This window comes from Hymenobacter edaphi, from assembly GCF_003258365.1.
Taxonomy (GTDB): domain Bacteria; phylum Bacteroidota; class Bacteroidia; order Cytophagales; family Hymenobacteraceae; genus Solirubrum; species Solirubrum edaphi.
This window is the reverse complement of sequence record NZ_QHKM01000005.1, coordinates 128712-155504: the sequence shown is the minus strand read 5'-3', so window position 1 is coordinate 155504 and position 26793 is coordinate 128712. Positions and strand designations below refer to the sequence as shown.

General features: G+C 64.8%; 26 protein-coding genes. 8 read left to right on the top strand and 18 right to left on the bottom strand.

Features of this window, described 5'->3' with window-relative positions; genetic code table 11:
• Window positions 1-61: 61 nt before the first annotated feature.
• The 11 genes from DLM85_RS16630 to DLM85_RS16580 form a co-directional block, all read right to left on the bottom strand.
• A complete protein-coding gene (locus tag DLM85_RS16630; RefSeq protein WP_133257110.1) occupies window positions 62-1249 on the bottom strand; it encodes a hypothetical protein in 1188 nt (395 codons plus the stop codon).
• 435 nt (window positions 1250-1684) lie between these two features.
• A complete protein-coding gene (locus DLM85_RS16625; RefSeq protein ID WP_111479247.1) occupies window positions 1685-1900 on the bottom strand; it encodes a hypothetical protein in 216 nt (71 codons plus the stop codon).
• A 456-nt stretch (window positions 1901-2356) separates the two neighbouring features.
• Window positions 2357-3412 carry a hypothetical protein gene (locus tag DLM85_RS16620; RefSeq protein ID WP_133257109.1) on the bottom strand — a complete coding sequence of 352 codons (1056 nt, stop codon included), beginning with the start codon at window positions 3410-3412 and terminating at the stop codon, window positions 2357-2359.
• A gap of 198 nt (window positions 3413-3610) precedes the next feature.
• Window positions 3611-3994, bottom strand: coding sequence for a hypothetical protein (locus DLM85_RS16615; protein WP_111479245.1), 384 nt, complete (start codon window positions 3992-3994; stop codon window positions 3611-3613).
• 66 nt (window positions 3995-4060) lie between these two features.
• Window positions 4061-4432 carry a VOC family protein gene (locus tag DLM85_RS16610; protein WP_111479244.1) on the bottom strand — a complete coding sequence of 124 codons (372 nt, stop codon included), beginning with the start codon at window positions 4430-4432 and terminating at the stop codon, window positions 4061-4063.
• Between the two features lie 221 nt (window positions 4433-4653).
• Complete coding sequence (locus DLM85_RS16605; protein WP_111479243.1) at window positions 4654-4986, bottom strand: DUF1801 domain-containing protein; 333 nt, start codon at window positions 4984-4986, stop codon at window positions 4654-4656.
• A gap of 185 nt (window positions 4987-5171) precedes the next feature.
• Entirely contained in the window at window positions 5172-5819 is a 648-nt protein-coding gene (locus DLM85_RS16600) for a CPBP family intramembrane glutamic endopeptidase (protein ID WP_111479242.1), read from the bottom strand.
• A 62-nt stretch (window positions 5820-5881) separates the two neighbouring features.
• Window positions 5882-6226: a nuclear transport factor 2 family protein gene (locus tag DLM85_RS16595; RefSeq protein ID WP_111479241.1), complete on the bottom strand. Its 345-nt coding sequence runs from the start codon at window positions 6224-6226 to the stop codon at window positions 5882-5884.
• 46 nt (window positions 6227-6272) lie between these two features.
• Window positions 6273-6698, bottom strand: coding sequence for an NAD(+)--rifampin ADP-ribosyltransferase (gene arr / locus DLM85_RS16590; protein ID WP_111479240.1), 426 nt, complete (start codon window positions 6696-6698; stop codon window positions 6273-6275).
• 346 nt (window positions 6699-7044) lie between these two features.
• Window positions 7045-7569 (bottom strand): GNAT family N-acetyltransferase, encoded by a 525-nt coding sequence (locus DLM85_RS16585; protein WP_111479239.1) that lies wholly within the window; start codon window positions 7567-7569, stop codon window positions 7045-7047.
• A 202-nt stretch (window positions 7570-7771) separates the two neighbouring features.
• Window positions 7772-8302, bottom strand: coding sequence for a DUF4240 domain-containing protein (locus DLM85_RS16580; RefSeq protein ID WP_165822173.1), 531 nt, complete (start codon window positions 8300-8302; stop codon window positions 7772-7774).
• Window positions 8303-8497: 195 nt separating this feature from the next.
• Between DLM85_RS16580 and DLM85_RS16575 the strand changes: the two genes are divergently transcribed.
• The 3 genes from DLM85_RS16575 (at window position 8498) to DLM85_RS16565 (ending at window position 13843) form a co-directional block, all read left to right on the top strand.
• Window positions 8498-10156, top strand: a complete 1659-nt coding sequence (locus DLM85_RS16575; protein WP_111479237.1) for a CTP synthase — start codon at window positions 8498-8500, stop codon at window positions 10154-10156.
• 404 nt (window positions 10157-10560) lie between these two features.
• On the top strand, window positions 10561-12390 hold the full coding sequence (yidC, locus tag DLM85_RS16570) for a membrane protein insertase YidC (RefSeq protein ID WP_111479236.1): 1830 nt from the start codon (window positions 10561-10563) through the stop codon (window positions 12388-12390).
• A 136-nt stretch (window positions 12391-12526) separates the two neighbouring features.
• Complete coding sequence (locus DLM85_RS16565; protein ID WP_133257108.1) at window positions 12527-13843, top strand: DUF6438 domain-containing protein; 1317 nt, start codon at window positions 12527-12529, stop codon at window positions 13841-13843.
• 79 nt (window positions 13844-13922) lie between these two features.
• Here DLM85_RS16565 and DLM85_RS16560 read toward each other — a convergent pair whose 3' ends face one another.
• Window positions 13923-15491, bottom strand: a complete 1569-nt coding sequence (locus DLM85_RS16560; protein WP_243636003.1) for an ABC transporter substrate-binding protein — start codon at window positions 15489-15491, stop codon at window positions 13923-13925.
• Between the two features lie 298 nt (window positions 15492-15789).
• Here DLM85_RS16560 and DLM85_RS16555 point away from each other — a divergent pair, with 298 nt between their 5' ends.
• From DLM85_RS16555 to DLM85_RS16540, 4 genes are all read left to right on the top strand, one after another.
• Window positions 15790-16470, top strand: a complete 681-nt coding sequence (locus DLM85_RS16555) for a metal-dependent hydrolase (RefSeq protein ID WP_111479233.1) — start codon at window positions 15790-15792, stop codon at window positions 16468-16470.
• A gap of 97 nt (window positions 16471-16567) precedes the next feature.
• On the top strand, window positions 16568-17377 hold the full coding sequence (locus DLM85_RS16550; protein ID WP_111479232.1) for a ParA family protein: 810 nt from the start codon (window positions 16568-16570) through the stop codon (window positions 17375-17377).
• Window positions 17378-17574: 197 nt separating this feature from the next.
• The gene (locus DLM85_RS26230) at window positions 17575-18663 is read left to right on the top strand and encodes a T9SS type A sorting domain-containing protein (protein ID WP_111479231.1); all 1089 of its coding nucleotides are present in this window, start codon (window positions 17575-17577) and stop codon (window positions 18661-18663) included.
• A 390-nt stretch (window positions 18664-19053) separates the two neighbouring features.
• Window positions 19054-20700, top strand: a complete 1647-nt coding sequence (locus DLM85_RS16540; RefSeq protein WP_111479230.1) for a PA14 domain-containing protein — start codon at window positions 19054-19056, stop codon at window positions 20698-20700.
• A gap of 80 nt (window positions 20701-20780) precedes the next feature.
• Here the strand turns inward: DLM85_RS16540 and DLM85_RS16535 are convergent, their stop codons facing one another.
• Genes DLM85_RS16535 through serA form a run of 3 tightly spaced genes read right to left on the bottom strand, consistent with a single transcriptional unit; the run spans window position 20781 to window position 23757 of the window.
• Window positions 20781-21248: a hypothetical protein gene (locus DLM85_RS16535; RefSeq protein ID WP_111479229.1), complete on the bottom strand. Its 468-nt coding sequence runs from the start codon at window positions 21246-21248 to the stop codon at window positions 20781-20783.
• A complete protein-coding gene (locus DLM85_RS16530; protein ID WP_111479228.1) occupies window positions 21245-21850 on the bottom strand; it encodes a hypothetical protein in 606 nt (201 codons plus the stop codon). The genes DLM85_RS16535 and DLM85_RS16530 overlap by 4 nt, the downstream gene beginning before the upstream one ends.
• Complete coding sequence (serA, locus tag DLM85_RS16525; protein WP_111479227.1) at window positions 21850-23757, bottom strand: phosphoglycerate dehydrogenase; 1908 nt, start codon at window positions 23755-23757, stop codon at window positions 21850-21852. Before serA ends, DLM85_RS16530 begins: the two co-directional genes overlap by 1 nt.
• Window positions 23758-23985: 228 nt before the next feature.
• On the opposite strand from serA, the gene DLM85_RS16520 reads away from it, so the two are divergent.
• Entirely contained in the window at window positions 23986-24738 is a 753-nt protein-coding gene (locus DLM85_RS16520) for a hypothetical protein (protein ID WP_133257107.1), read from the top strand.
• 130 nt (window positions 24739-24868) lie between these two features.
• On the opposite strand, the gene DLM85_RS16515 is transcribed toward DLM85_RS16520, so the two are convergent.
• The 3 genes from DLM85_RS16515 to DLM85_RS16505 form a co-directional block, all read right to left on the bottom strand.
• Entirely contained in the window at window positions 24869-25186 is a 318-nt protein-coding gene (locus DLM85_RS16515; protein WP_111479225.1) for a hypothetical protein, read from the bottom strand.
• Between the two features lie 110 nt (window positions 25187-25296).
• Complete coding sequence (locus DLM85_RS16510) at window positions 25297-25716, bottom strand: DUF983 domain-containing protein (RefSeq protein WP_243636002.1); 420 nt, start codon at window positions 25714-25716, stop codon at window positions 25297-25299.
• Between the two features lie 133 nt (window positions 25717-25849).
• Window positions 25850-26713 (bottom strand): helix-turn-helix domain-containing protein, encoded by an 864-nt coding sequence (locus DLM85_RS16505; protein WP_111479224.1) that lies wholly within the window; start codon window positions 26711-26713, stop codon window positions 25850-25852.
• Window positions 26714-26793: the final 80 nt, after the last annotated feature.

The following is a 26793-nucleotide window of genomic DNA, read 5'->3' as shown; positions in this document are numbered from 1 at the left end:
CCCGAAAACAACAAAAGGGCCTCCTGGGAGGCCCTTTTGTTGTTTTCGGGGTGATGTCGGCTTAGTTGGCCCAGTAGAGCACTGCTTCCGGCCGGAAATTGACCGGAATGCACTTGAAAATCGAGTTGTTGTCGATTTTGATGCCCTGGCTGATGTAGTAGTTGTAGCCGGTGCTGGGGTCGAAGTAGGGCGTATAGGTGCCGTTCGGGAACAGCTGGTTGCCGAACTGCGGCGCCCCGGTGGTGTAGTCCATCTTGATGGTGCCGGGGTGGGTATCGGGCACGTAGTACACGTAGGCGTTGCCGGGGGTATAGCCGGGCACGTTCAGCGTCATGGTCGAATACCAGAAGGGGTTTACCTGCGCCGTCCACGAATAGGTGGCCTCAATGCCCCAGATACCGTCGCCGAAGCTTTCGTCTACCCAGTTGCCCCAGAAGTTCTTTTTCAGGCAGCGCGCTTCAATCCAGAAATCAACGAAGTTCTGCTTGTGCGCATCGTAGAGAATTTCCGAGTACAGCGACACCTTGATGATAGCCTTCTGCTTGGAGCCGTTGTAGGCGTCGCGCCACTGGTTGCCGTTGTAGGTTATTTCGTTGGTGCGCTGCTGGCCTTGCTGGCTTTCGTAGCGGAACGGACTGGTCTTGACGGTGATGTGCTGCGCCGCATCGGAGGCCGAAGCGGCCTTGAGCGCGGCGGCCTGCCCCAGGCCCTTCGTGGTTACCTTGATTTTGTTGCCGCGGTACTGGTAGAGCGTGTCGCCGAAGGCCACCATCCCGTCGGCGTTCATCACGTTGGTGTAGTGGGTGTGCGAGGCATTCACGTCCAGGGTTTCGCCGCCATCGGGGCTTTTCTCGGCGCGCAGCACCCCGGCATTCACCCACTTGGTGTAGAGCGCCGAGTGCAGCGCGGGCTGCTGGCGGAGCTGCGTGAGCTGCGCGGCTGTTTTGCCCCGCAGAAAATCAACTTCCAGCTGGGTTTCGGCGGCCTTCACTTCGTTCAGGATGTGCGCCATGGACTCAAACCCCAACGACTGCTCCCACTGATCCGCATACGCCGTGCCCTTGGCGTTGAGGCGGGCGTTGAATTCGCGCATGGTCTTCCGGTCTTTAAACACCAGAATCCCGTTGCGCAGAACCACTTCTTCGCTGACTTTGGGCTGGGGAGCCGCTTCACCGGCCGGCTCTTTCTCGCAGCTGGCCAGGCTCAGGCCCGCGGCTACGCACGACAATACCAATAATGACTTTTTCATGGGGAATGGATGAAGGTGAAAAAACAAAAAACTGCCCCTGTAAGGGCGAATCAGCAGGTAAAACCGGCCCGAGAAGCGTAATAGGATGCACTACAGGGCCTGGCCGAATAACAAAACGAAGGTCCGCCTGAAAGACGGACCTGAAAAGGAGGAAACGGTGCCCCGTGGGGCTATGATAATTGCGGTGTCAAACAGGAGTACGCCGCAGGCAGGTGCCCCCAGCAGCGGCAGATCAGCCTTTGGGTGTCTCTGGTATAAAAAAAACGGTGTGGCTGTGACGCGCCGGGCGTCGGCGGAACGCGGCCACGATGGCCGGGCCCAGCCGCCCCGGTAAGCCGGGCGGCCCGGCTGGCGCAAAAGCGGAAGCAAGTGAGCATAAACAAGCCGGCCCTTGCAAGGGCCGGCTTGTTTTCCAGGGGGCGGAGGCCGGGGCGCCTAGCGTAGCAGCTCGTTGCGGCGCATGGCGCGCGAATAGCCCGATTCCTTGACCTTGCGGCGGGCAAACAGCGGGGCCCGCGCTTTGGATGCTTTTTTCACTTTGGCCTTGCTGGTTTCCGTTGAGGTTTTGCCCGGCTCGTCGGGGGCGGTAGCAGCGGTGGTCGGGATGGAGGCCGCGGCCAGCAATAGCAGTAAGAGCGTAGCGGATTTCATAAGGCAAATGGGTTGTTTGGAGTGGTGAAAAACAGCTTTGACGGGCTGCGAAGCCGCTCATTACCAGCCGTGCGGCAACCGGTGCGCAAGCCTGAAAGAGCTCGGCGGAACTGGCTTCGATGACCTCTGGCACGCAGGGCGGGCGTTATCGGGCTGTGGTATACGGGTTCTTGATTGTGATGATGAAGTAATAAAGTAAATATTTTCTTTTTATAAGTATAAATCCTTGCCCGCAACGCACCTAGCAACGGTGCTGGCCTTGCTGGCCCGGCGCGTATTGGTACTCGATGCGCGCCCGGCCCGCAGGGCCCGACCACCACTCCAGGCCGCGTTTTTCCGCTTGCTGCAGGTCGCGCCCGCGCCGCCCGGCTGAAAACCGTCCGCGCCGGAGCGGCCCGCTAAGAATTGGTTTCCCGTGCTCGGCGGTCGGGCGGCGGGGAGGGGACGGCGGCCCGGTTAGTTTTTCGGCGTATTCAGGCGTTGCAGCAGCTGCTGGGATTGGGCTTCCAGCCGGGCATTTTTGGCGCGACGCGGCCCGCGCAGGCGGCGGCGGTTTTCCAGCAGCTCGTCCACGTAGTTGCCATACACCGCCGTGGCCCGACCATTTTCCACGCGGTAATAGGGGGCCGGGTAGTGCTGCAAAACGTACTCCGGGGCCGCGCCCGCCACGTCGATGACCACCGGCGCGGCAAACGCCATCGGCCGGGGCTGAATGGGCGGCGCCAGCTCCGGGTCGTGGTGGTCGAGCCACTGGTAGGGCGCGGCCCAGCGGCCATCGGCGGTGCGGTACACGGGATAGTACTGGTATTTCTGGTGGATCAGCCGGCCGCAATAATCCTGCACGAACAGCAGCACCTGCTCGTGGCGGCCAAACGCGGGCGAGCCGTAGTGGTCGTAGGCGGTGAAGGCCATGGTGTCGCGGGGGAAGCGGCCGGCGAGCTGGGCCAGCAGCTGGTACCGGGCCGCGTACCGCCCGTCCATGCTCAGAAAAGGGCGGCCGGCTTCCGGGCAGTAGTAGGGGTGTTCCGTCCGTTCCAGGCTGATTTTGCGGCCGATGAAGGCGTACTCCGCGCCCGCTGTATCCTGGCAGGTTACGTACGGCTCGCAGGGCTGAGGCTGGAGGTGAATGTCGACGGCCCGGCGGCGGCGCAGCTCGGCCACGGGGTAGCGGGCCGGCAGGGAGTGGTAGGACGAAAAGTACAGGGAATCCGTCTTGCGGGCCCGGATGCGGAAGCGTCCCTGCTTATCGGTGCGGACCACGTACGCCGTGTCGGCCGCCAGGGCCCTAAACTGCCGCAGCAGTGCTTCCCGCTGCGCCTCGCCGAGGCCCGGGGCGTCCAGCTGCCGGCGCGCCGCCCGGGCGAATTTGTTCACGGTGTCATTCACCACCACCGTTACCGGGTTGCGGCCCCGCGTGGTGTCGCGGGCCAGGCCCCGGACCAGGATTTTCTGGGCCGAGCCGCTGAGCGTGAGCAGCACAAACGCCAGGGATAGGAATAGTTTTATCATCATACAGGAGCAGATGCGGCTGCCGCCCGGTTTCCACATGCCCGGGCCATTTCGGGGGCGGTAACCGGGAGCAGGGCGTCACCTTCCTACGCGGGCCGGCTCCAAATGGCGACGCGGCCGTCCGGTGCGCGTTTCGCCGCTGGCGGTGGCCGGTGGCGGCCGGGTGGCGGTCCGGTGAGCCGTTGGCAATGCGCTGCCGCCTTACTCCGCCAGCTCCCGGCTCTCAATCAGCACAAACGTCGGGCGCTGGCCCGGGCGCTTTCGGTACTCCAGCACCTGACGCTCGGCCGTAAACGCCTCCGCCAGCGGCCCGCTGCTGGTCTCGACGATGGCTTCCCGCACACCGTCATGGTTCAGGTCCTCGAAAAACAGCTCGCCGTAGTCAGCCCCGATGGCGGGGCCGAGCACGACGGAATGATCGGTGCTCAGCACTGGTGTAAACGTCGCGTACCGGTCGCCCGCGCCCGGGTGGTCTTCAAGCCATTCGACTTCCTCAAACGGGTTGCGGCACCGGGCCGCGAAATAACAGCCCGCCAGGACCAGCGGCGCGGCCAGGGCCACGGCCTTAACGAAAAGCTTCGGCATCTCAGGGAAAGGGACGGGGTGAATGGGCTGCTACGGGCGCCGGTCCTCGGGCAAGGCGCCGGCGCATCAGCGGTGCTGGTCGATATAAATCACGTTGCCGTCCGGGTCGGTGAGCGTCAGGCTCGCCGGGCCGGCGGTTTGCTCGTCGGCTTCGTGGTCGATGCTGACGCCCTGGCTTTTCAGCTGCCGCTGAATCTCCCGGACGTCATCAAACGGCTCCGTATTCGCGGCGTTTTCGTCCCAGCCGGGATTGAACGTCAGGATGTTATTGGCGAACATGCCCTGGAAAAGACCGATCAGGGCATTGCCGTTCTTCATGATGAGGTAACGGCTCGCTACGTCGCCGGCAAAAGCCGTAAAGCCCAGGCGTTCATAAAACTGCTTTGAGGCCGTGAGGTCCCTGACGCTGAGGCTCACCGAAAATGCTCCGAGTTTCATGGGGTCGTGCTTGAGAAGTTGAGGTGTTGATTGGGCTTGTTGAGGTCCGCCGTTATTTCGCTGCATGGCGCGGCGGGCGCGGCGTCACGGGGCGCTCCTGCTACTGGGCCTCGGCGGCCGCGCCGGGCATTTCGCGGTGTCGTTGGCGGCCGGTCGGTGGGAGGCAGCTACGGGGCAGCGCCGAAAATAAGCGCCGGGCAGGGCCCGGTCGCGCGCCGGCTCTACGCTGCCAGCACCTGCAGCCACTGCGTCAGCCGCGCCCGGTCGATGTCCGCCGGCCGGCGGAGCTTGATGTGCCGCATGCTCTGCCCGGTGCCGTCCAGCAGGTGCAGGTCCTCGTGCAGCCGGGCCGCGTCGAAAAAGCCCAGCGTGACGTAGGCTTTGGCGGTTTTGAGGTAGGCCACGTCCGGGCCGGCCGAAAACACGGGCCGGCCCCACTTAAACTGCTCCTGCACGGCCGGCAGGGCCTGCCGGATCAGCTCCCGCAGCTCCTGCAGCAGGGCGCGCTGCGCGTCCGGTGCATTGTTGATGTAGTCCGTAACCTGGGCGTTCATGCGTCGATGGGGAAGGAGTGGAGGCGGGCGGGCGCCGCCGCCCGGCCCGACAAAAGTCTGGATCCGTCGCCGCTTATACCCGGCCGCCGCTAAAAAAAGACCCCGGCTCCGCCGCCGGAGCGGGGCCGCTTTGGTCAGCGCGCGTCAGCCACGGCCAAGCCTCCGAGCCGGCGGCCCGCCCCGGGCTACAGCAGCCGGCCGAACACCTCCATAAACGGGTCGCGGCCGACCACGGTGTAGAAGAAGACGGCGCCCAGCCAGCCGTGGAAGATGCCCAGCACGTACAGGTTGCGCTCCTTCAGGTACACGAAGCCGTAGAAAACAGCCAGCACGAAAGTACCCAGCATCAGCCAGGCAAAGGGGTAATGCACGGCGCCAAACAGCAGCGCCGACGCCAGCACGATGATGAATGTGCGCGGCCTCAGGCCGGGCAGCTCGTGCAGATTGCCGGCCGTCAGCGCAATCAACAAAAACTGCTGCACCGTGCCCCACAGCGGGTAAAGCAGCAAAATGGGCAGTATGTGCCAGGTCACGTTGAGGGTGTCGCGGTAAAGGCCGAGCAGGGTGCATACCACCACCGTACTGATTCCAAACGGCAGCACCAGGCGCAGCGCCGGGTTGAAGTTATCCGTTCGGAAGCCCCAATAGGCCGTAATGCCCGGCACCTGGCGTTGCCGGACAGCCACGTAAAGGCCCCAGCCGGCTATGGCGGTGAGGATAAACGCCAAGCGCCAGTTCAGGTAATCCATAAACAGGAACTTGCCGGCCGCCGTCAGGAGCACCGCCGCAATTTCCAGGATGCGGGTCTGCAGTGCAACCGCCGGTGGAGTCATAGGAAGGCCGAAAAAGCTGGGGCGTGATGCTGCCCGCCGGGGCAGTGGTCTTCGCTGCGGGGCTAGGGCTTGATGACGAAGGCCCGCAGCTCGGCCATTTTACCCTCGCGAAACCGCCACACGTCGCAGTACGCGTACTCCACTGCCTGGCCGTCCTCGGTCATGGTGATAGAGCCCAGCGCCGTCACGAAATCCGCCTCGGCAATCAGGTGCTCCACCCGAAACTGCGGCGGCTGCCGGTACGCGGTGCGCATCCACTCGCGCACGGCCTGCTTGCCGCGCAGCGTCTGCTCGCCCACGAAGGTCCACTGGGTATCCTCGGTGCAGTGCGCGAGGAAGCCTTCGTAGTCGCCGGCCGTAATGGCGGCGTTGGCTTGCTGCAGGATGGTTTTGTTGGGGTCGGGCATGGGAGAGGAGGTCGGTTGGAGGTCAGCGGCTGGGGCAGGCGCGAGGCTAATTGATGATTTCCCCTTTGTTGTTCGCCAACAGGGCGCGCCAGTGCTGGATTTGCTCGGGCGTTTGCCGCACCCACTCGGTCACTTCGCCTACGATTCTCAGCGGCGCCTGGCTGCGGTAGGAACGGGTCGGGTTGCCCGGAAACTTCTTGTCCGTCACGTTCGGGTCGTTTTCGAAGCTGCCGGTCGGTTCCACCAGGTATACCCGTTCGGGCCCCGTTCCGGCCGCCAGCGCCGCCGCCAGGCCCGCGCCATTGGGCAAGGCCGTGAAATAGATATGGTTCATCACGACTTCGGGCCGGTAATTCGAGCTGAACCCGGCCGTGAGTAAGTCCCCAACCCGCAAATCGGCCCGGGTGCCGTGGTAGAAGGGGCCTTCGTCCAAAACGTCCTGGCCATGGGGGGGGATGGTTGCGCTTGTCATCTTTTAATGCAGAACGTTGGAAATTGAAGCCCCCGCAACGCAAAATAATTGTTCAGCCCTGCAGCTGGGTTAGGGTTTTGTGATGCGGCTACCCCTGCAACTGCCTAAAAAGTGGTCTGGTGATTTATAATTGAATACTTGATGTCAAGCGTCAACTTTTAGAGCGTGTTTGGGATTTTAGGTTTTGGTCATGCTGAGCTTGCCGAAGCATCTCTACCGCTTCGTCTGGGCTCGTTCAACGAAGCGGTAGGGATGCTTCGGCAAGCTCAGCATGACGCGCTGGAGGCCTGTTCAGCAAAATCCAAACACGCTCTTGTAAACCGGTAGTTGGCAGTCGGTTATTCTTTCAAGTATCATGCGTTAATGTAAATAATACTAAGTTGTTGTCGACAGTGCCATCTGTCTTGAAATTTAATTTCTTCAATATGCCTGTCGAAGGTTGGTTTTCCAGGTGCGTGTGGGCTTCTATTGCATGTAGCCCGATCTGATAAAAACCAAATTGAATTACTGCTGCAAGTGCTTCCTGCATTAGGCCTTTTCCCTGGAAGTCTGGTGCTAACTCATACCCAATCTCCGCCTTCGAATGGTTTTCTGAAAAATTGAACAGGCACACTGCCCCCACTAATTTGTCCGTGTCGCTCAAGGCAATTCCCCAGTAAACGGAGGTGTTGCTTTGGGTGTTTGCGGTAATGGCTTGGATAAACTTCCTCGCGTCCTCAATGGATTTGCTTGGTTGCCGGTCAAGATATTTGTTTATGTTATCATTCGAACGCAAAGCGAATATTTCATAGTCATCATTGCTTCTGAGCTGCCTCAAGGTCAGTCTGGCAGTTGTCAAAACTGGAAACGGTGTAAAGCTTTTGCCTTCCATTTTATCTGGCTAAATCGTTGGGTTTCGTCAGTGCAGCGGCCGGTAATATCTGGTTGCAGTCATTGGTGGCAACAGCTCAAGGTGGTCAATTATTCATTATTCTGCCATTCAACGACTCAATCCAAGTGCCGTTACCCGGAATGCAGCGCCGGCCTGGCTACACCGATTGGGAAACTGCTCTGATACGCGGGCCGGGCTCATGCTACCGGAATTTCTTCCACAGTTTGGGCAGCAGCTTGGGCAGGTCTTCCTCGATCCAGTCGGTGCCGGTGGTGGGCGGGGCCATAAAATCGTAGTCCAGGCCCTGGCTCACGGCTACGCCCCGCGGAAAAGTATCGTCTTCTGCCTGGCCGGTCTGCTGCTTGTAGGCCTCGGTGGCCACGTACAGCAGGGGCTCAAAATCACATTCGTAGGCGCCAGGCACAAGGGCGGCCAGGGAGTCGGGGTGCTGCAGGGCCGCCCGGAATACCACTTCGCCCTGCCCGATCAGCCAGCAGCGAAAGTAGAGGTAGGGGTCGTCGGAGACGTAGCCATCGATGATTTTCTGCGCCGCCATGATGCCGTAGTCGTCGGCCTCGATCAGGTGCTGGCGCAGCGTCAGCTCGAAGGCCGTTATTTCCTCCAGCGGCCGGCTCGCCAGCGCATTCACCAGCAACTGCGCCCGGGCGTCGTTGTCGGCAGGAGCAGCCGCGGCGGCTTGGTCGATAAGTTGCCAGAAGGCAGCGTCGGGCATCGGGTTCATCGCGTCGGATTCTTTTTTCAGCTGGGAGCTGAATACGGCGGTAAAATCTGGCGGTGAACTTAGCCAAACCTGATGACGTAGGGCATGGCCCGTTGCGGAATCCGCAATCGGGAGACAGGAAAAGCTTACGCATCGGGCGGGTAAGCAAGGCCCCGCCCAACTCTTTCCCTACCTTTGTTCCCCGTTATGCCAGACCGAACCATCACCCCCCCGGCTGCAACGGCCAAGTTCATTTTCGTAACGGGCGGAGTTACCTCCTCCCTGGGCAAAGGCATCGTTTCGGCGTCCCTTGCCAAGCTGCTGCAAGCCCGCGGCTTCCGGGTCACCATCCAGAAGTTCGACCCCTACATCAACATCGACCCGGGCACCCTGAACCCCTACGAACACGGGGAGTGCTACGTGACCGACGACGGGGCCGAAACCGACCTGGACCTGGGCCACTACGAGCGGTTTCTGAACGTGCCCACCTCGCAGGCCAACAACGTGACCACCGGCCGCATCTACGACGCGGTCATCCGCAAGGAGCGGGAAGGCGCTTACCTCGGCAAGACCGTGCAGGTCGTCCCCCACATCACCGACGAGATTAAGCGCCGGATGCTGCTGCTAGGCCAGAAAGGCGAGTTCGACGTGGTCATCACCGAAATCGGCGGCTGCATCGGCGACATCGAGTCCTTGCCCTTCGTGGAGGCCGTGCGCCAGCTGCGCTGGGAGCTGCCCCCGAACGACTCGCTGGTCATTCACCTCACGCTGCTGCCCTACCTGAAGGCGGCGGGCGAGCTGAAAACCAAGCCCACCCAGCACTCGGTGCGCGACCTGCGCGAGGCCGGCCTGCAGCCCGACATCCTCGTCTGCCGCTCCGAGCACCCCATCCCGGCCGAGATGCGCAAGAAGATTGCCCTGTTCTGCAACGTGCAGGTCAACTCCGTTATCGAGTCGCTCGACGCCGACAGCATCTACTCCGTGCCCTTGCTCATGCGCAAGGAAAAGCTCGATGAGCGCGTCATCAAGAAGATGAAGCTGGTCGGTGGCGCCCCCGACCCCGACCTCGACGCCTGGAAAGACTTCCTCGGCCGCCTCAAGAACCCCACCGAGGAAATTACGGTGGCCCTCGTCGGCAAGTACGTGGAGCTGCCCGACGCCTACAAATCCATCCTAGAAGCCTTCGTGCACGCCGGCGCCCAGAACGAGTGCAAGGTGACGGTGCGCATGATTCAGTCGGAGCACATCACCGCCGAAACCGTGGCCCAGCAGCTGCACGGCGCCGACGGGGTGCTGGTAGCGCCCGGCTTCGGCGAGCGGGGCTTCGAGGGCAAGCTGGCCGCCATCCGCTACGTGCGGGAGTCGGGCATTCCGTTCTTCGGTATCTGCCTGGGCATGCAGTGCGCGGTGGTCGAATTTGCCCGCAACGTGCTGGGCCTGCAGGGCGCCAACTCCACCGAAATGGACGCGGCTACTCCGTACCCCGTGATTGGGCTGATGGAGGACCAGAAGAACATCACCCAGAAGGGCGGCACCATGCGCCTGGGGTCCTACGTGTGCGAGCTGCGCAAGGGCTCCAAGGCCGCCAAGGCCTACGCCGCCAACCGCATTGAGGAGCGCCACCGCCACCGCTACGAGTTCAACAGCGAGTTTCAGCAGCAGTTCGAAGCCGCCGGCATGCTGGCCTCGGGCATCAACCCCGACACCGGCCTGGTGGAAATGGTGGAGCTGCGCGACCATCCGTGGTTTGTGGCCGGGCAGTTTCACCCCGAGCTGAAAAGCACCGTGCAGGCCCCGCACCCGCTGTTCGTGCGCTTTATCCGCGCCGCCATTCAGCACCGCAAGCAGCAGGTGGCGGTGGCGTAAGGGCCAGTAGCCAAGCAAGGGTTGAAAACAGCCCTAGCGCGTCATGCTGAGCTTGCCGAAGCATCTCTACCGAACAACGAAGCGGTAGAGATGCTTCGGCAAGCTCAGCATGACGTTCTTTTTTAGTCGTTCACTGTCAGCTGGTAAGATTCTTCACTCTGCTTAGCTCGACAAGCTGCCTTGACCGGCTGATCTGGCCGGGTGCTACTCAGCGGTAATGCCCGCGGCGGCCAATTTGGCACACTGCCCCGCCTGCGCCCGGTTGTTGCTGACGCCGCCGCGCTGCGCAGTTCAGGGCGGGGCTGGTCACTTCGCTGATTACCACGTACTTTTGCGGCTCCATTCGTTGGCGCCGAACTGCTTAGGCGGCGCTAACTGCTTTTTACCCAATACCTAATCCATTCATGGATAAGAACCAGGCCACGGGCCTCATGCTCATTTCGGCCCTGCTGCTGGCGTACCTGTTCTTCTTCAAGCCCCAGGCCGAAGAACAAGCCCAGCAAGCCGCGAAACCGGCCGCCGCCGCTGCCAAACCCGCCGCTGCCCCGGCCCCGCTCGACTCGGTCGCGACGGTGCGCCTACTCGGCACGTTTGCCGCCGCCGCCCAGGGCCAGGAGCAAAGCGTGGAGCTGCGCAACAGCAAGGTGAGCGTGGCGCTGAGCACCCGCGGCGGCCGCCCGCAGGCGGTGCGGCTCGAAGGCGAAAAGACCTTCAACGGCCAGCCCCTGTACCTGCTCGACAAGCAGAGCGCCGACATCGACGTGCAGGTGCCCACCGCCGAAGGGCGCCGCGTGAAGCTTAGCAGCCTCTACTTCCGCCCCTCGGCCGTGACGCCGGTGACGGAAAACGGCAAGCCGGGCCAGCGCGTGCAGCTGACGGCCGAGCTGGCCCCCGGCCAGCAGATCCTGCAGACCTACACGCTGTTCGACGACTCGTACCAGCTGGGCTACAACCTGAAGTTTCAGAACCTGAGCGGGCTGGTGACGGCCGAGCCGCTGACCTACACCTGGCTGGACCGCGTGCGCCAGACCGAGCAGAGCGCCAAGCAGAACCGCAACCACTCCACCATCAACTACTGGTCGGACAGCGACCTGGGCAGCATTGCCGAGGCCAGCGAGAAGCCCGAGGAGCAGACGGCCACCGCCCCGGTGCAGTGGATCGGCCACAAGCACGACTTCTTCACCGCCGGCCTGATTGCCGACAAGCCTTTCCCGAGCGGCAAGTTCAACACCAACGTCAAGGAAGGCGACTCCACCTTCCTGAAGACCATGCAGAGCACCCTGCAGATTCCGGCCGCCGATGTGCAGTCGGCCAGCGGGGCCAGCTTCCGCTACTACTTCGGCCCGAACTCCTTCCGGGTGCTGAAGGACGTGGCGCCCTATTTCGAGCGCAACGTATTCCTGGGCTGGGGCGTGTTCCGCTACGTGAACCGCTTCCTGGTCATTCCGGTGTTCAACTTCCTGGAGCAGTACATCAGCTCCTACGGCCTGATCATCGTGCTGCTGGTGGTGTTCCTGAAAACGCTGCTCTGGCCGCTGGTCTACAAATCCTACCTCTCGCAGGCCAAGATGCGGGTGCTCAAGCCCGAAATCGACGCGATTAAGGAAAAGCTCGGCGACGACCAGATGGCCGTGCAGCAGGAGACGATGAAGCTCTACCAGAGCACCGGCTCCAGCCCGCTGGCCGGCTGCCTGCCCATGCTGGCCACCCTGCCCATCCTGTTCGCCCTGTTCCAGTTCTTCCCCAATGCCATCGAGCTGCGCGGGGAGTCCTTCCTCTGGGCCAAGGACCTGAGCACCTACGACGCGCCCATCATCCTGCCGTTTACGGTGCCCTTCCTGGGCAACCACATCAGCCTTTTCACGGTGATGATGACCATCAGCACCCTGCTGATGACCTGGCAGAGCAACCAGATGAACCCGGCCGCCATGCAGGGCCCGATGAAGATGTACAGCTACCTGATGCCGCTGATTTTCTTCTTCGTGCTCAACGACTTCCCGGCCGGCCTGACCTGGTACTACTTCGTGTCGAACGTGGTGACTTTCGCCCAGCAGGCCATTACCCGCCGCTTCGTCGACGAGGACAAGCTGCACGCCCAGCTGCAGGCCAACAAGGAGAAAAACAAGGACAAGAAGCCCGCCGGCTTCCAGGCCCGCCTGGCCGACGCCATGAAGGCGGCCCAGGAGCGCGAGACGGAAGCCCGCAAGGGCGGCGCCCAGGCCAAGAAAAAGTAAGCCTTCGGGCTCAGCTGTTTAAAAGCCCCGCTGCACTGCGCAGCGGGGCTTTTTTGTGTTCAAATAGTCGCAACTTGCGGTGTTGGTCCGCTTTTTGGAAAAAGCCCGCCGAACCCCTTCTCTCTCCCGAACCGCTATGCGTGCAAACTTACTTCCGTTGGCCCTGGGCGCCCTGCTGCTCAGCTCGCTGTCGGCCTGCTCCGTGAATTACTACGTGGGCGGCAGCCGCTACCAGCAGACCCCGGCCCCCCAACCCGGCTACGACTACGATTACCCCACGCCGGCGCCCGGCCCGGTGGTGGTCATGCCCGGTCCGGCCTCGCAGCCGCCGGTGCGCACCGGCCCGCCCGTGCGCACGGCCCCGCCGGTTCGCACGCCGCCGGTTCGTACTACGCCGGGGACGGGCCCGGGCGGCGGCGGGCACACGCCCGGCTCGGGCAGCACGCCCGGCTCGGGCAGCACCGCCGGGCCCGCACAGCCCACGGGCGGCGGGCTGCTGCCCACCGCCCCGCACAAGCCCATTCCGGGCCAGGCGCAGACCAGCAACGGCCCCACGCGCCAGCCGGTGAAAGAGCCCGACCTGCTGCCCACCGCGCCCCACAAGCCCATTCCCGGGCCGGGCACCGCGGCCGGCCCCACGCGGCAGCCCGTGAAGGAGCCCGATCTGCTGCCTACGGCCCCGCACAAGCCCATTCCGGATCAGCCCGCCGCTCCCGGCCCCACGCGCCAGCCGGTAAAAGAGCCGGATTTGCTGCCCACGGCCCCGCACAAGCCTATTCCCGGCAGCAGCGTGGGGCAGGCGCCCCAGGCGGCCGAACCGGTAAAGGAGCCCGATCTGTTGCCGACCGCGCCGCACAAGCCCATTCCGGGCAGCGAGCTGGGGCAGTCGACCCAAACGGCTGAGCCGGCGAAGGAGCCCGACCTGCTGCCCACCGCCCCGCCCAAGCCGGCGCCCGAGCAGCCCCAGAGCAACTCGCCCGATGCCAGCCCCCGCCGCCGCGGCCGCGTGGGCGACGGCGAAGTCAAGACGCCGTTGGGAGTCAACCAAGGAGCGCCGGCCCAAGCGGCCGGCGCTCCTGTTATCGTGCTGCGCAAAACGCCCTGCCTGGGCTTCTGCCCCTACTTCGAAGCGTCCATTTACGCCGACGGGCGGGTGCATTACGTGGGGCACAGCAACGTGCCCAAAGTGGGCACCTTCGAGCTGCAGCTGGCCCCCGAGGCGGTGCACGAAATCATGCGCCGGGCCGATGAAATCGGCTTCAGCAACTTCCGCGACCAGTACCTGAGCGGCGCCACGGACATGCCCTCCACCTACCTGACCTACAACCGCCCCGGCCAGCCCGGCAAGACGGTGCAGGTGGAGGAAGGCGCCCCGGCCGAGCTGACGGGCCTGCTGAACTACGTCGGCACCCTGGTCGACAGCGTGAGCGGGGGCACCAAGGCCGACCGATAAGCTCCCGGGGCTTACAATCTGCCCCCAAACAACAACGGCCCGGCTCTGCAGCCGGGCCGTTGTTGTTTGGGGGCGGCGGTCAGTCTTTCCACACGCGCTCCAGTACCAGCTGGTTCATGGGGTTGGGCGTGAGCCCGTGCACGTTGTTCTGCGTGAGGCGCACCACCTGGTCGTAATAGAGCGGAATGACGGGCACGTCGCGCACCACGAGGCGGTCCATGGCCTGGTAAAGGGCCCAGCGGCGGTGGTCGTCGCGCTCCAGCTTGGCCTGCTCGTAGAGCTTGTCGTACTCCGCGTTTTTGTAGTGGGTCTTGTTCGGGCCGGCGGGGCTGAAGTTGGGGCTGTAGAACAGGGCCAGGTAGTTTTCCGCGTCGGGGTAGTCGCCCAGCCAGCTTTTGGTAAAGAAGGCCACCCGGCCGTTGTCGACCACTTCCTGCTGGGCCGCCGACTGGTTCACGTCGATGCCGACCTGAATACCCACTTCGGTCCACTTCTTTTGCAGGTACTCGCACACTTCCTTGCGCTCGGCCACGGTGGTCAGGGTCAGCGTCAGCGGCTTGCCGGGCCCGTAGCCGGCCTCGCGCAGCAGCTGCCGGGCCCGGGCGGGCTGGTAGCTGTAGCCGGGTACCTCCTTTTCGCTGTAAGATGGCAGGGACGAGGGCACGAAGCCCGAGGCGCCGGGCACGCCCACGTTGTTGAGGAAATAAGCCAGCAGCTCCGGCTTGTTGAGCGCGTAGTTCAGGGCCTGGCGCACGCGCCGGTCGCGCAGGGCGGGCTGGTTGGCGGCGCCGCGCAGATTGGTCGGGTCGAGCTGAATGCCGAGGTACTCCGTGTTCAGGTAGGGCACCTTCTCGAAGCGGAACTTGCCGGCAAAGTCCTCGCGCACCTGTCCGTTGGGGTACAGAATCAGGTCGCGGGAGCCGGCCCGGATGCCCGAGAGAAAGTCCAGCTTGCCCTGCTGAAAGGTCAGAAACTCCGATTTGCGGTCGGCAATGAAGCTGATCTGCACCGCGTCGAGGTAGGGCAGAGGCTTGCCTTTCGCGTCGCGGCGCCAGTAGTGGGGGTTGCGGTGGTACACGATGGCCGAGCCATCGTCCCAGCGCTTGAAGATGAACGGCCCGGTGCCCACCGGATGCTCCCGGAAGTCCTTGCCGTAGCGCTCCACGGCTTCGCGCGGCACCACGTAGGCGTAAGGCATGGTCAGGATGCCCAGAAACGGGATAAACGGCTCCTTGAGGTGAATGCGCACCGTGGAGTCGTTCGGGGCCACGAAGGCGGTGTCGGACGGCTCCCCGTCGGGCTTTTCGATGATTTTGCCGCGGAAAATCCAGCCGCCGGGGCTGGCCGTGGGTTTGTCGAGGATGCGGCGGAAGGAATAGACCACGTCCCGGGCCTTCACCTCGCGGCCCTTGCCGCCGGGAAACACCTCCGAGTCGTGGAAATGCACGCCGGGACGCAGCACGAAGGTGTAGGTCTTGCCGTCGGGGCTGATCTGGTAGCGCCGGGCCAGGGCGGGGGCGGGGCGCAAGGAGTCGTCGAGGTCGACCAGGCCGTTGTAGAGCTGGGTCACGGCCCAGATGTTGGCCTGGTTGCGCGAAAAAGCCGGGTCGAGCGAGGTCAGCGCCTCGGGCTGGTTGTAGCGAAACACCCGGCGCGCGTCGGCTGGCTTATCGGCTGAACCACAGCTGGCTAAAAAACTTAGGCTCAGCAGGCCAACGCCGGCGGCGCCGAGCCGGGCAGCGCGGAAATCCGGCCCGAAAAGCCGGCGGAAAACCGGCTTTGTCAGGCCCTGGAGCGCCGAAACCGCTGATTCTGAGGAACCCTGAAAACGGCCCGCGAAGGCCAAAAAGCGGGGCATGCGAACGGGAAAGAGGTGTATATTTGTAGCAAAGTACGCCGAAAACCGCGGGCTGCCGCCGCCGTACTACGCAGCTAAAACTCGTTGCATGGAACTTACCTATTACGGCCACGCCAGCTTTGGCCTGCAAGTCGCCGGCTCCCGGCTGCTCTTCGACCCCTTCATCAGCCCCAACCCGCTGGCCAAGGACATCAAGGTCGACGACATCGAGGCCGATTACATCCTGCTCTCCCACGGCCACGGTGACCACGTCGCCGACGTGGAAGCCATTGGCAAGCGCACCGGCGCCGAGCTGGTGGCCATTGCCGAAGTGGCGGGCTGGTTTGGTCAGAAGGGCCTGAAGGCTACCTACCAGATGAACATCGGCGGGCGCGTGCAGCTGCCCTTCGGCTCGGTGAAGATGGTGGCGGCCCTGCACAGCTCTTCCCTGCCCGACGGCTCCTACGGCGGCCTGGCGGCGGGCTTCGTGCTCGAAACAGCGGAAGGCAACGTGTACTTTGCCGGCGACACGGCCCTGACCTACGACCTGAAGCTGCTCGGCGAGCAACATAAGCTCGACGTGGCCCTGCTGCCCATCGGCGACAACTACACCATGGGCATCGACGACGCGCTGACGGCCGCCAAGTGGGTGGGCGTGAAGAAAGTCATCGGCATGCACTTCGACACCTTCCCGGTTATCAAAATCGACCACGCGGAGGCGCTGCGCAAAGCCGAGGCGGCCGGCATCGAACTGATTCTGCCGACCATCGGGCAGCAGATTAATTTGTAAAGTTGTCCGTTGCGGGTTGTCCGTTGGCAGTTTCTTACCTTCGAAAACTGAATTGCTGACTGACAACCGCCAACCGGCCACTGTCAACTAGAAAGAAATGGGTAAAATCATTGCGGTAGCTAACCAGAAAGGCGGCGTGGGCAAAACCACCTCGTCCATCAACCTCGCGGCCTCCCTGGCGGCGCTGGAGTACCGCACCCTGCTGGTGGATGCCGACCCGCAGGCCAACGCTACCTCCGGCGTGGGCTTCGACCCCAAGGACATTCAGCACAGCATCTACGAGTGCATGGTCGACGGCATCAACGCCCAGGACATCATCCTGCCGACCAACATCCTGCCCCACCTCGATTTGATGCCCTCCCACATCGACCTCGTCGGGGCCGAAGTGGAGATGATCAACCTGCCGAACCGGGAGGAGAAGATGAAAGTGGCGCTGGAGCCCATCGTGGACCAGTACGACTTCATCATCATCGACTGCTCGCCCTCGCTGGGCCTCATCACGGTGAATGCGCTGACGGCCGCCAACTCGGTCATCATCCCGGTGCAGTGCGAGTACTTCGCCCTCGAAGGCCTGGGTAAGCTGTTGAATACCATTAAGATCATCCAGAGCCGCCTGAATCCGCAGCTGGAAATCGAGGGCATTCTGCTCACCATGTACGACGTGCGCCTGCGCCTGTCGAACCAGGTAGTGGAGGAAGTGAAGCTGCACTTCCAGCAGCTGGTGTTCGATACCATCATTCCGCGCAACGTGAAGCTGTCGGAGTCGCCGAGCTTCGGCATTCCGGTTATCCTGCACGACGCGGAAAGCAAGGGCTCGATCAGCTACCTGAACCTGGCCCGCGAAATCGTGGAGAAGAACGTGGTGCCCGGCGGCGAAAACGCCTACGCCGAGGACGACGCGGCGTAAACGACTCGTTCTGATAGAAACAAAAAAGCCCCCGCTTAAGCAGCGGGGGCTTTTTTGTTGGTATCCGACGGTGTAGGCAGCAATTGAAAAACGACTCCTGAGCGCAGCCGAAGCATCTCTGCCGAACAACGGGACGGTAGAGACGCTTCGGCTGGCAGCTGCTGACGGCCAGCTACACCGGCACGTCCGCTACTTTCGTGACCATCGACATGGGCTACAACTTCCCGCGCCCGGTGGTAACGGACCTCGACGGCAACGGCCGGCTGGACCTCCTCGTGGGCGACGACAACGGCCAGCTGGCCCGCTTCGAGCAGATTGATAACACGACCAACGCCGGCCGGTTTTCGACCCTGACCAGCAGCGCCGCCGGTTGCTCCTACCTGAAGCTGAGCACCGGCAGCCCCATCGACGTGGGCTTCACCTCCAAGCCGCAGGTGACGGACCTCGACGGCGACGGGAAAATCGACCTGCTGGTGGGCACCCGCGCCGGCAACGTGCAGCGCTACGAGCAAACCGCTACCAACGGCCTGGCCTTCACCGACCTGGGTGCCGTGGCCTACACCAGCACCCACCCACCCATCAAAGTGGGCACGGCCGGCACCGATAACAACTACGCCGCCCCGGCCATCGGCGACTTCGACGGCGACGGTATCGAGGCCCTGGCCATCGGCAGCAACGACGGCGCCATCCTGCGCTTCGAGCAGGCCCGCGTGACGCCCACGCCGCTGCCCGTGGTGCTGAGCAGCTTCGGCGGCCAGGCCACCACGGCCGGCGTGAAGCTGAGCTGGACCACCGCCCTGGAGAAAAACAGCGCCGCCTTCTACGTGGAGCGCTCCATCGACGGCAAAACCTTCGTCACGGTGGGGGAAGTAGCCGCCGCCGGCAACAGCACCACCGCCCGCAGCTACCAGTTCCTCGACGCCAGCGCCGCCACTGCTGCCACCCGCTACTACCGCCTGCGCCAGGTCGACCAGGACGGCACCACCGACTACTCGGCCATCGTGCCGGCAAGCACCCGCGCCGCCGGGGCCGGCCCCGGCGCCGAGGCCTACCCGAACTCCTGCACCGACGCGCTGTACGTGGCCCTGCCCGCCGGCACCGAGCCCCAGGCCGCCCGCGCCGAGCTGCTGACCCTGGCCGGCCAGCCGGTCTTCAGCGCCAAGCGGCAGCTGCAGGCCTCGCCCCAGCTGCTGAGCGGCCTGCCCGCCACGCTGGCCCCCGGCCTCTACGTGCTGCGCCTGACCACGGCCGCCGGCAGCACCACGCAGCGCATCACCCGCCGCTGAGCCGCGGCCGGCCATCCGGATCCGCCCCGCCGTCGTCCAACTTTGGGCGGCGGCGGGGCCGCGGCGTGCTGGGCGCGGCCAACGCCGCGGCGGGGCCGGCCCCGCGGGCCCGGCTCGGCCAAAAAGCCGCCGGGCGGGGCCGGCAAGCGGGCAGGCGGCCCGGTCATCCGAAGTCGGGCGGCGTGGGCCGCCTTGGCACATGACCCCGATGCAGTTAGCTCCAGCCGGGAAAATGTGAAAAAAGGTGGCCGCCGGAGGGCGCCGGACTTGGCGCGGCTGGCCGATAAACCGTAGATTCAACCCACCGCTTGCCACGCCTCGCTGCCGCGGGTTTCGTGCTCCGGCAGATTCAGCGCTTCGGCCAGCGGTACCACCTCTAATTAAGACGCCGTGCGTAGACTGTTACTCTGCTCGCTGGTAGCCGGCCTCAGCTCCGGAAATGCCACTCTTGCTGCAACGCTCCCCAGCCGCGCCGACCATACTGCCGCAACGACTACCGCGCCGGCCGCTTCCAACCAGGGCATCGGCGTGGGCACGGGCCTGACGGCTTCGTACTACACCAACGGCACGCTGGCCGGCGCCCCCGTGCTGCGTCGCGTCGACCCCAGCCTGGATTTCCGCTGGAATATGGGCGTGCCCGCCCCGGGTATTCCCGAGGATAACTTCTCGGTGCGCTGGGAAGGCCTGATTGCGGCGCCGGGCACCGGCAGCTACCGCTTCGTGGCCCGCACCGACGACGAGGTGCGCCTCTGGATCAACGGCAAGATTGTGCTCGACACCTTCAACGGCAAGAAGAAGAACGGCGAAGGCTCCGTGGGGCTGGCATCGGGCGAAAAAGCCACCATCAAGCTGGAGTTTGCCGAAGCCGACGGCGACGCCCACCTGCAGCTGCTCTGGGCCGGCCCCGGCCAGGCCCCGCAGATCATTCCGACAAGCTACCTCTACCCGCTGGAAGGCCCGGGCATGCCCACCGCCCCGGCCCCGGTGGCCGCCCCCGCGCCGGCGCCCGCGCCCAAGGCCGTGGCCAAAGCCAGCGCCGAGGTCGACAAGGCCGAAACCAAAGCCGCCAAGGCGGAGGCCAAAGTCGAAGACAAGGTGGCCCAGGCCGAGGCCAAGGTGGCCAAGGCCGAAAGCAAGGCCGATAAGGCCAGCGCCAAAGTAGCCGAGGCTGAAGCCAAGGCCAAGGCCAAAGCCGAAGCCGCCGCCAAAGCCAAGGCCGACGCCCAGGCCAAAGCTGATGCCGCCGCTCCCGCCGCCCCGGCCGCCGTGGAGCCCGGCGTGTACGTGCTCACCTCGCGCACCACCGGCAAGCCCCTGGAAGTGGTGGACCCGGCCCGCCCCAACAGCCGCGCCTACCAGGCCGCCGGCCTCACCACCACCGATACCAACAAGGGCGCCCCGCAGTGGCGCATCGAAAGCCTGGGCAACGGCTACTACCGCCTGCTGGTGCCCGGCAACAACAAAGTGCTGGAAGTGCTCGGCAGCGCCACCTCCAACGGCACGCCGATGAACGTGTGGACCTACTACAGCGGCAACAACCAGCTCTGGCGCATCGAGCCGACGGAAAACGGCTACTACAAGCTGCTGGCCAAGCACAGCAACAAGGCCCTGAGCATCCGCGACTCGGTGGACGGGGCCGTGCAGTGGCGCTACAGCGGCAAGGAAAGCCAGATGTGGAAGCTCACGCCCGCCCAGGACGAGGAGCCGGCCCCGCTCATCATGGCCGGTGCCCGCCCCGGCGTGGGGGCCAACAAGATGAGCATCTACCCCAACCCCTCGAACGGCGTGGTGCAGCTGCGCTACGAGCTGCCCGAGGCCATTCCGATGGGCTGGGTGCTCTACAACCAGAGCGGCGCCCCGGTGCGCGTGTCGGACTACCGCCGCCAGAACGCGGGCCTGCACCACCAGACGCTGGACTTCACCGGCCTGCCCCCGGGCGACTACAACCTGCGCATGACCGTGGGCACCGTGACCACCCGCGAGCAGCTGCAGCTGCGCAAGCAGCGCCCGGCCGAGGCCACGCCCCTGGGCGAGTAAGTCGCCATCGGCCACCAAACAGCGTCGGCAGCCTCGCAAGGGGCTGCCGACGCTGCTTTATACGGGCGGGAGTCGTGGGCCTACTCCCCCTGCTGAATCCAGGTGTAGCGCCGCCCGTCCCAGTACACGATGCCACCGGCGTAGGTGTCCTGGGTAGCCATGATGAGCAGCCCGGGCCGGCGCAGCTTCACCGTACGCGTGCCCGCTAAGTCCCCGTTGGCGCTGGTCACGGTGGCTTCGGCCGTGGCCGACTTATACACCTTCCACTCTGTGAGCCAATCGAAATTGTCGCCGCCGTTGCCGAAGCGGCGGCCGGCGCCCAGCACCACCGGCGCGGTCGGGCCCTGGTGCAGCACCACGATGCCCCGGCGCTGCTGCCGGTCGACGACCAGCACGGCCACATCGGTTTTGCCGTCGCCGTCGAAATCGGCCTGCTGCGTGGCCGGCTGCAGGTAGGCCGTGCGGGCGTAGCTCTTGCCCAGGCCAGCGGCCTGCCAGCGGGTTTCGGCCCAGGCGGGGAGCGGGGCGGGTAGCGCGAATGGAATCATAGTCGCTTCTGGGGCAACTTGTAAGCCCGGTCAACCTGCGTAAAGTATTTGTCCAGCAACATATAGGCAGCCTGGGTGGTAAGCAGCTCGTCCAGCGGGTGCAAATCGGCCTCCGGTACCAGTTGCGGCCCCTGGCGCTTGAGCAGCTGCGCAACGCAGCGTTTCAGCACGACCGGCTCAAACGGGCCTTTCATGTTATCCAGTACTTCCAGACAGGCCACCACCGATTCGTCGGGGTCGGTGCTCCGGAGCAGGACGCGCACAAAAAATGGCAGGTACCGGGTGCAGTCGTAAGCGCTGCAGGCCCAGATGAAGCTGGCGGCGTAGCCCTCATTGGCGGGGTCGGCAATGGCCTTCATCAGCGGCCGCAGTACCCGTTCGTCCTGCGCCTTTTCGAAAACGCGGCTGATAAAGTACTTGGTTTCGAAATGCGGCGTGGCCAGGAGCCGTTTCATCAGCCGGCCAATGGCTTGCGCCTTGCGCTGTTCGATTTCGAGTAGTACCTGCGCAAATTCCCCGGCCAGTGCGGTATTGCCGGCGGCTTGCGCTTCGCGCAGGTACTGCTGGGCGCGTTGGCGGTGCGTCTGTTGCTTCTTGGCCATTAATAAAGCACCCGAAACTTAATCGTGTGCTCCACCGCGCGCAGGGCCTGAATCACGTCCGGGCCGTACTGCCGGTTCACGTCAGTAATCACGTAGCCGATGTGCTCGTTGGTTTTCAGGTACTGGCCCAGGATGTTCACCTGGTGCTCGGCCAGCACGTTGTTGATGCGGGCCAGCACGCCGGGCACGTTGTGGTGAATGTGGATCAGGCGGTGGGCTTCCTGCTGGGCCGGCAGCTGCAGGTTGGGCAAATTCACGCTCTGCTGGGTGTTGCCGGCGTTGATGTACTGCATGATGCGCTCCGGCACAAACTCGGCAATGTTGCGCTGGGCCTCGGCCGTGCTGCCGCCGATGTGCGGGGAGAGCAGCACGTTGGGCAGTCCGCGCAGCTCGCTCTCAAAGGTTTCGGCGTTGGTTTTGGGCTCGTACGGAAATACGTCGACGGCCGCGCCGCCCAGGTGGCCGCTGCGCAGGGCCGCGGCCAGGGCCGGCACGTCCACCACGTGGCCGCGGGCGTTGTTGATGAGCAGGGCGCCGGGCTTCATCAGCTGCAGCTCGGCGGCGCCGATGAGGTTGGTGTTTTCCTTGCGCCCGTCCACGTGCAGCGTCACCACGTCGGCCTGCTGCAGCAGCTCGGCCAGGGTGCGGCACTTCACCGCGTTGCCCAGCTGCAGCTTCTCGGCAATGTCGAAGTAGAGCACCTGCATGCCCAGGTTTTCGGCCAGCACCGAGAGCTGGGCCCCGATGTTGCCGTAGCCCACGATGCCCAGCTTCTTGCCGCGCACCTCGAAGGCCCCGGCCGCCGACTTGTCCCACTCGCCCTGGTGCATCTTCTCGCTCTTGACGGGCAGGCGCCGGGCCAGGCTGATGATTTCGCTGATGGTCAGCTCCACCACCGAGCGGGTGTTGGAGAACGGGGCGTTGAACACCACGATGCCGCGCTGCATGCAGCCCACGAGGTCAATCTGGTTGGTGCCGATGCAGAACGCGCCCACGGCAATGAGGCGGTTGGCCCGCTCCAGCACCCGCGGCGTCACCTGCGTCTTGCTTCGGATGCCCAGGATGCTTACGCCCTCGATGCGCGCCAGCAGCTCGTCCTCGTCCAGCCCGCCCGGCACGATTTCCACCTGGTAGCCTTCTTCCCGAAACAGCTTTTCGGCGGTGGGTTCGATGTTTTCGAGCAGCAGGGCCTTGATGCGGTTCTTGGGGTAGGAGAGGGTCATCGGGAGCTTGTTCTGGTAGAGAAATTCGTCGAAGGTGGGCGCAATCTGGTCGGCGTGGGCCACCACGGCGGGGCGGCTCACGTTTTCGGTGAAGGCGTAAAAGCGGTGGGCCAGCCCGGCCTCGCGGATCTGATAGTCCGTGATTCCGTCGCCGAGCACGTACACTTCGGCGCCCTCCAGGCCCAGCTGCTGCAGCTGCCGGATCTTGCCGCCGTCCTGGCTGAGCGGGTTCGTGGCGTCGAAGCCGGTGATGTTGCCGGCCTCATCGAAGGTGAAGGTGTTGGCCAGCACCTGTTCGGCCGGAATGCCAAACTCGGCTACCACCGGCACGATAAACTCGCGAAAGCCGCTGCTCACGATGTAGATGCGGCCCAGGGCGTGCTCGTGGAAGAAGGCCTGGTTGCGCCGGATGCTCTCCGATACCTTGGTGCGCAGGTGGCGCACCAGCTCGTCGAGGTGCTCGCGGCGGGCGGGCAGCAGGGCCACGCGCCGCTTCAGCGACTCGCTGAACGACAGGGAGCCGTCCATGCCCGCGTCGGTCAGGGCTTTGATGTCGGCCACCACTTGTTCCCGCTCGGGGCGGCCGCGCAGGGCAATGTCGGCCAGCTCGTCCAGGGCTTCGACCTGGGTGAACGTACTATCGAAGTCGATTACCAGAAAGGGTAAAGGCGCAGGTGCAGTCATGGCCGCAATATCGGGCAGAATGCGCCGCGGCCCGCCGCCGGCGGCGCCAACCGGAAAATTCCGGCAAAACTTCCCCGGCCTTGCAACGCTCGCCCGCCTACCGGGCTCCTCCCCGGGCAGGCGCGGGCATCGGCTGGCCGCCCCGATTTTCGGGTTGGGGCGCCCTGGCCGCCAGCGGTGCTTCGGCCCGGCGCGTCGGTACTGCATTTCATCTTTTCAGCCATTTTCATGCTGCATCCTTACGCCAAATCAACTCCTGCCGCGCCGCACCGGCGCCGCACCGCTTTCCTGCTGCTGGCCGCCGCGCTGGGCCTGGGCACCGGCGCCCAGGCCCAGAGCTGGGAAAGCGCCGCGCTGCTGACCTCGACGGGCTTCAACTTCCGCGGCCCCTCGGCCGAGCGCCAATCCTCCATCAACCTGTACCGCACCGGCACGACCGGCTACACCAACAACCCCTACGGCGCCCTGCCCGGCGTGGGCTACGGCGCGGCCCTGCAGCAGCAGCGCGTCACGCGGGGCAAGGTGCTCTTCGGCCTGCAGGCCGGCTACGAGCAGCTGCGCAGCCGCGTCGAGAACGTACTGGTGTGGCCCGGCAGCGGCGACGTGCTGGAAGAAGCCCACGGCCACACCAACCTCGTCCTCGATTTCATCGACGTGCACCCGTACGCGGGGCGCCGCTTCGGGCTGGGCGCCGTGAGCCTGGACGCCACCGGCGGCCTCGACCTGGGTTGGCTGCTGCACTGCCAGGAAAAGGGCTTTGCCACGGCCGGCAACGGGCAGCGCTTCACCACCGACCTGGAGCGCCGCCAGCCCCGCCTCGACACCCGCCTCCGCCTGAACCTGACGGCCTACTACCGCCGCGTGGGGCTGGCCACCAGCTACGCCCACGGCCTGCGCAACTACCGCGAGGGCTGGGTGGGCGGCACCAATGAAGCCTACGGGCAGGTGTGGCGCCTGGGCGTGGTGTACCGGCTGCTGTAGGCCCTGCCCGGGGGCGAATCTGCGGCGGCAGGCCGGGCGCTGCCACCGCCCGGCCTGCCGCCCAGCAAAACGGCCCGGCCCACCGCAGTTGGGGAGCCGGGCCGTTGGCGTGTCAGCCGGTAGGCGGAACCTAGTTGTCGATTTTGGCTTTCGACTTGCGACGCTTGTCCTTCACCTTCGCGTCGTCGGTGCGGGGCGTCACGGTGCCCTGCGTGACGCCGGTGCCGGCCTGCGTCTGAATGCCGGTGCCGCCGCCCGTCGTGGTCGATTCCACGGTCGTGGTGGTGGTTTCGGTGGTCGTGGGCGCCGGCGCGGGCTGCACGATTACCGGGGCCGGCGCCGGGGCGGGCGTGGTGGTCGTTTGCTGCGTGGTCGTGGTGGTACGCGTCTGGGCGTTGGCGGCGGTGCCGGCGGCCAGCAGGGCTGCAATGACGAGAATCTTTTTCATGGCTAGGTTCGGTTCAAAATGAAGTGAAACCATAACCGCCCCTGGAAAACCGGAGGGCGGTTGATTAGCCTTAAACGAAGCTCGGCCGCAGGGGTTCGGCGGCGCGGGGTTCAGCCCCGGGCGGAAAGCGGCGTGGCTGCCCGCCCGTGCTGCCAGCGCGGGTCGTAATGCACGCCCCCGAAAAGGTAGAGCATCAGGGCCCGGGAGTAGCGGTACACCAGCGGCGCGGTCAGCAGCGTGACGGCGGCTACGGTGGTCACGTACACCCACAGCGCCGGGTCGCCGGCCAGGTAATAGAGCAGCACCCCGCACACGGCGAAGGTGGCCACCGCGAAGCCGAAGCTGATGTACATGGCCCCGTAGTAGAAGCCCGGCTCGGGCTCGTAGCTCTGCCCGCACACGGGGCAGTGGTCGGGCATGTCGGAAAACTTGGTGAGGTGCCAGGCCGAGTGCGTGAACAGCGGGCCCTCGTGGCAGCGGGGGCACTTGAGCTGCAGTAGGGCCAGCTTGGAAGAATCGGGAGCAGCCATGACGAAGATGGGCGAATAGGAAGAGGAAAGGCCCGAAAGTGGCCGGCGGGCCGGAGCCGTAATGTTGATACGACAAAATTACCGCCCCGGTACGCGGGGCGCGTGGACTATCCGCGGGCTGGTCTGGTACAAATCACCGGTGCTGCTGGCGGTAGGCCTCGGGCGTGCGGCCGGCGTACTTGCGGAAGTAGCGCCCGAAGTAGCTCGGGTCGTCGAAGCCCAGCTCGTCGGCCACCTGCGCCACCGACAGGGCCGAGTGGGCCAGCAGGCGCTGGGCCTCCACCACCACCCGCTCGTGGATCAGGGCGCTGGCCGTTTTGTTGAGCACCCGGCGGCACACGGCGTTCAGGTGCCCCGCCGTCAGGTGCAGGTGCTCGGCGTACTGCTGCACGGTGCGCTGCTGACGGTAGTGCTGGTTGAGCAGAACCCCGAACTGCCGGATCTGCTGCTGGGCCAGGGCCGCCGCGCCGGTGGCCGGGGCCGCCACGTGGCGGGCGGCCAGCTCCAGCAGCAGCAGCAGGTAGGCCCGCACCACTTCGACCTGCTGGGGCTGCTCGGCGCGGGTTTCGGCGTGCAGGCGCTGCAGCAGCCCCAAGAGCCCGGTTTCGGCGGGCGGCAGGTAGAGCACCGGCGGGCGTATCCCGTCGAAGAAGGGGTACTCGTAGAGGCGCGGGCCGGGGTAGCGAAACAGGTAGAACTCGGCGCTGAAAAACACCACATAGCCCTGCACTTCGGGCGGCAGCTGCCAGTGGTGCACCTGCCCCGGCGCCAGAAAAAACAGGCTGCCCGGCCGCAGCTCGTAGGTCACCTGGTCGATGGTGTGCAAGCCCGCGCCCTCGGTCACGTAAATCAGCAGGTAGAAGTCGTGGGCGTGCGGTTCGCGCACGTGCGGAAAGCGCGCCAGGTGCTCGGCCAGGCCGGCCACGTAGTAGGGGCGGGGCCCGGCCGAGGGCGGAAACGACTTGAGGGCCAGAACGGGCGGGGCGGTGGGTTTCATCGGCAGGCGGCAAAATAGGGGAAAAGCCCGCAGCCCGCGGAACCCGGGGTTGTACCTTTGCCGGGCAGCAGCTGTCGTCG

Excerpts from the sequence above, each read along its gene's own strand:
- DLM85_RS16555 (WP_111479233.1), top strand. The coding sequence starts at position 15,790 with ATGGAACTTACCTATTACGGCCACGCCAGCTTTGGCCTGCAAGTCGCC.
- DLM85_RS16580 (WP_165822173.1), bottom strand. The coding sequence starts at position 8,302 with ATGCCCGACGCTGCCTTCTGGCAACTTATCGACCAAGCCGCCGCGGCT.
- DLM85_RS16565 (WP_133257108.1), top strand. The coding sequence starts at position 12,527 with ATGCGTGCAAACTTACTTCCGTTGGCCCTGGGCGCCCTGCTGCTCAGC.
- DLM85_RS16585 (WP_111479239.1), bottom strand. The coding sequence starts at position 7,569 with ATGGAAGGCAAAAGCTTTACACCGTTTCCAGTTTTGACAACTGCCAGA.
- DLM85_RS16610 (WP_111479244.1), bottom strand. The coding sequence starts at position 4,432 with ATGAAACTCGGAGCATTTTCGGTGAGCCTCAGCGTCAGGGACCTCACG.
- DLM85_RS16535 (WP_111479229.1), bottom strand. The coding sequence starts at position 21,248 with ATGATTCCATTCGCGCTACCCGCCCCGCTCCCCGCCTGGGCCGAAACC.
- DLM85_RS16515 (WP_111479225.1), bottom strand. The coding sequence starts at position 25,186 with ATGAAAAAGATTCTCGTCATTGCAGCCCTGCTGGCCGCCGGCACCGCC.
- DLM85_RS16625 (WP_111479247.1), bottom strand. The coding sequence starts at position 1,900 with ATGAAATCCGCTACGCTCTTACTGCTATTGCTGGCCGCGGCCTCCATC.
- DLM85_RS16605 (WP_111479243.1), bottom strand. The coding sequence starts at position 4,986 with ATGAACGCCCAGGTTACGGACTACATCAACAATGCACCGGACGCGCAG.
- yidC (WP_111479236.1), top strand. The coding sequence starts at position 10,561 with ATGGATAAGAACCAGGCCACGGGCCTCATGCTCATTTCGGCCCTGCTG.
- DLM85_RS16615 (WP_111479245.1), bottom strand. The coding sequence starts at position 3,994 with ATGCCGAAGCTTTTCGTTAAGGCCGTGGCCCTGGCCGCGCCGCTGGTC.
- serA (WP_111479227.1), bottom strand. The coding sequence starts at position 23,757 with ATGACTGCACCTGCGCCTTTACCCTTTCTGGTAATCGACTTCGATAGT.
- DLM85_RS16620 (WP_133257109.1), bottom strand. The coding sequence starts at position 3,412 with ATGATGATAAAACTATTCCTATCCCTGGCGTTTGTGCTGCTCACGCTC.
- DLM85_RS16575 (WP_111479237.1), top strand. The coding sequence starts at position 8,498 with ATGCCAGACCGAACCATCACCCCCCCGGCTGCAACGGCCAAGTTCATT.
- DLM85_RS16595 (WP_111479241.1), bottom strand. The coding sequence starts at position 6,226 with ATGCCCGACCCCAACAAAACCATCCTGCAGCAAGCCAACGCCGCCATT.
- DLM85_RS16550 (WP_111479232.1), top strand. The coding sequence starts at position 16,568 with ATGGGTAAAATCATTGCGGTAGCTAACCAGAAAGGCGGCGTGGGCAAA.
- arr (WP_111479240.1), bottom strand. The coding sequence starts at position 6,698 with ATGACAAGCGCAACCATCCCCCCCCATGGCCAGGACGTTTTGGACGAA.
- DLM85_RS16530 (WP_111479228.1), bottom strand. The coding sequence starts at position 21,850 with ATGGCCAAGAAGCAACAGACGCACCGCCAACGCGCCCAGCAGTACCTG.
- DLM85_RS16510 (WP_243636002.1), bottom strand. The coding sequence starts at position 25,716 with ATGGCTGCTCCCGATTCTTCCAAGCTGGCCCTACTGCAGCTCAAGTGC.
- DLM85_RS16505 (WP_111479224.1), bottom strand. The coding sequence starts at position 26,713 with ATGAAACCCACCGCCCCGCCCGTTCTGGCCCTCAAGTCGTTTCCGCCC.
- DLM85_RS16520 (WP_133257107.1), top strand. The coding sequence starts at position 23,986 with ATGCTGCATCCTTACGCCAAATCAACTCCTGCCGCGCCGCACCGGCGC.
- DLM85_RS16630 (WP_133257110.1), bottom strand. The coding sequence starts at position 1,249 with ATGAAAAAGTCATTATTGGTATTGTCGTGCGTAGCCGCGGGCCTGAGC.
- DLM85_RS16600 (WP_111479242.1), bottom strand. The coding sequence starts at position 5,819 with ATGACTCCACCGGCGGTTGCACTGCAGACCCGCATCCTGGAAATTGCG.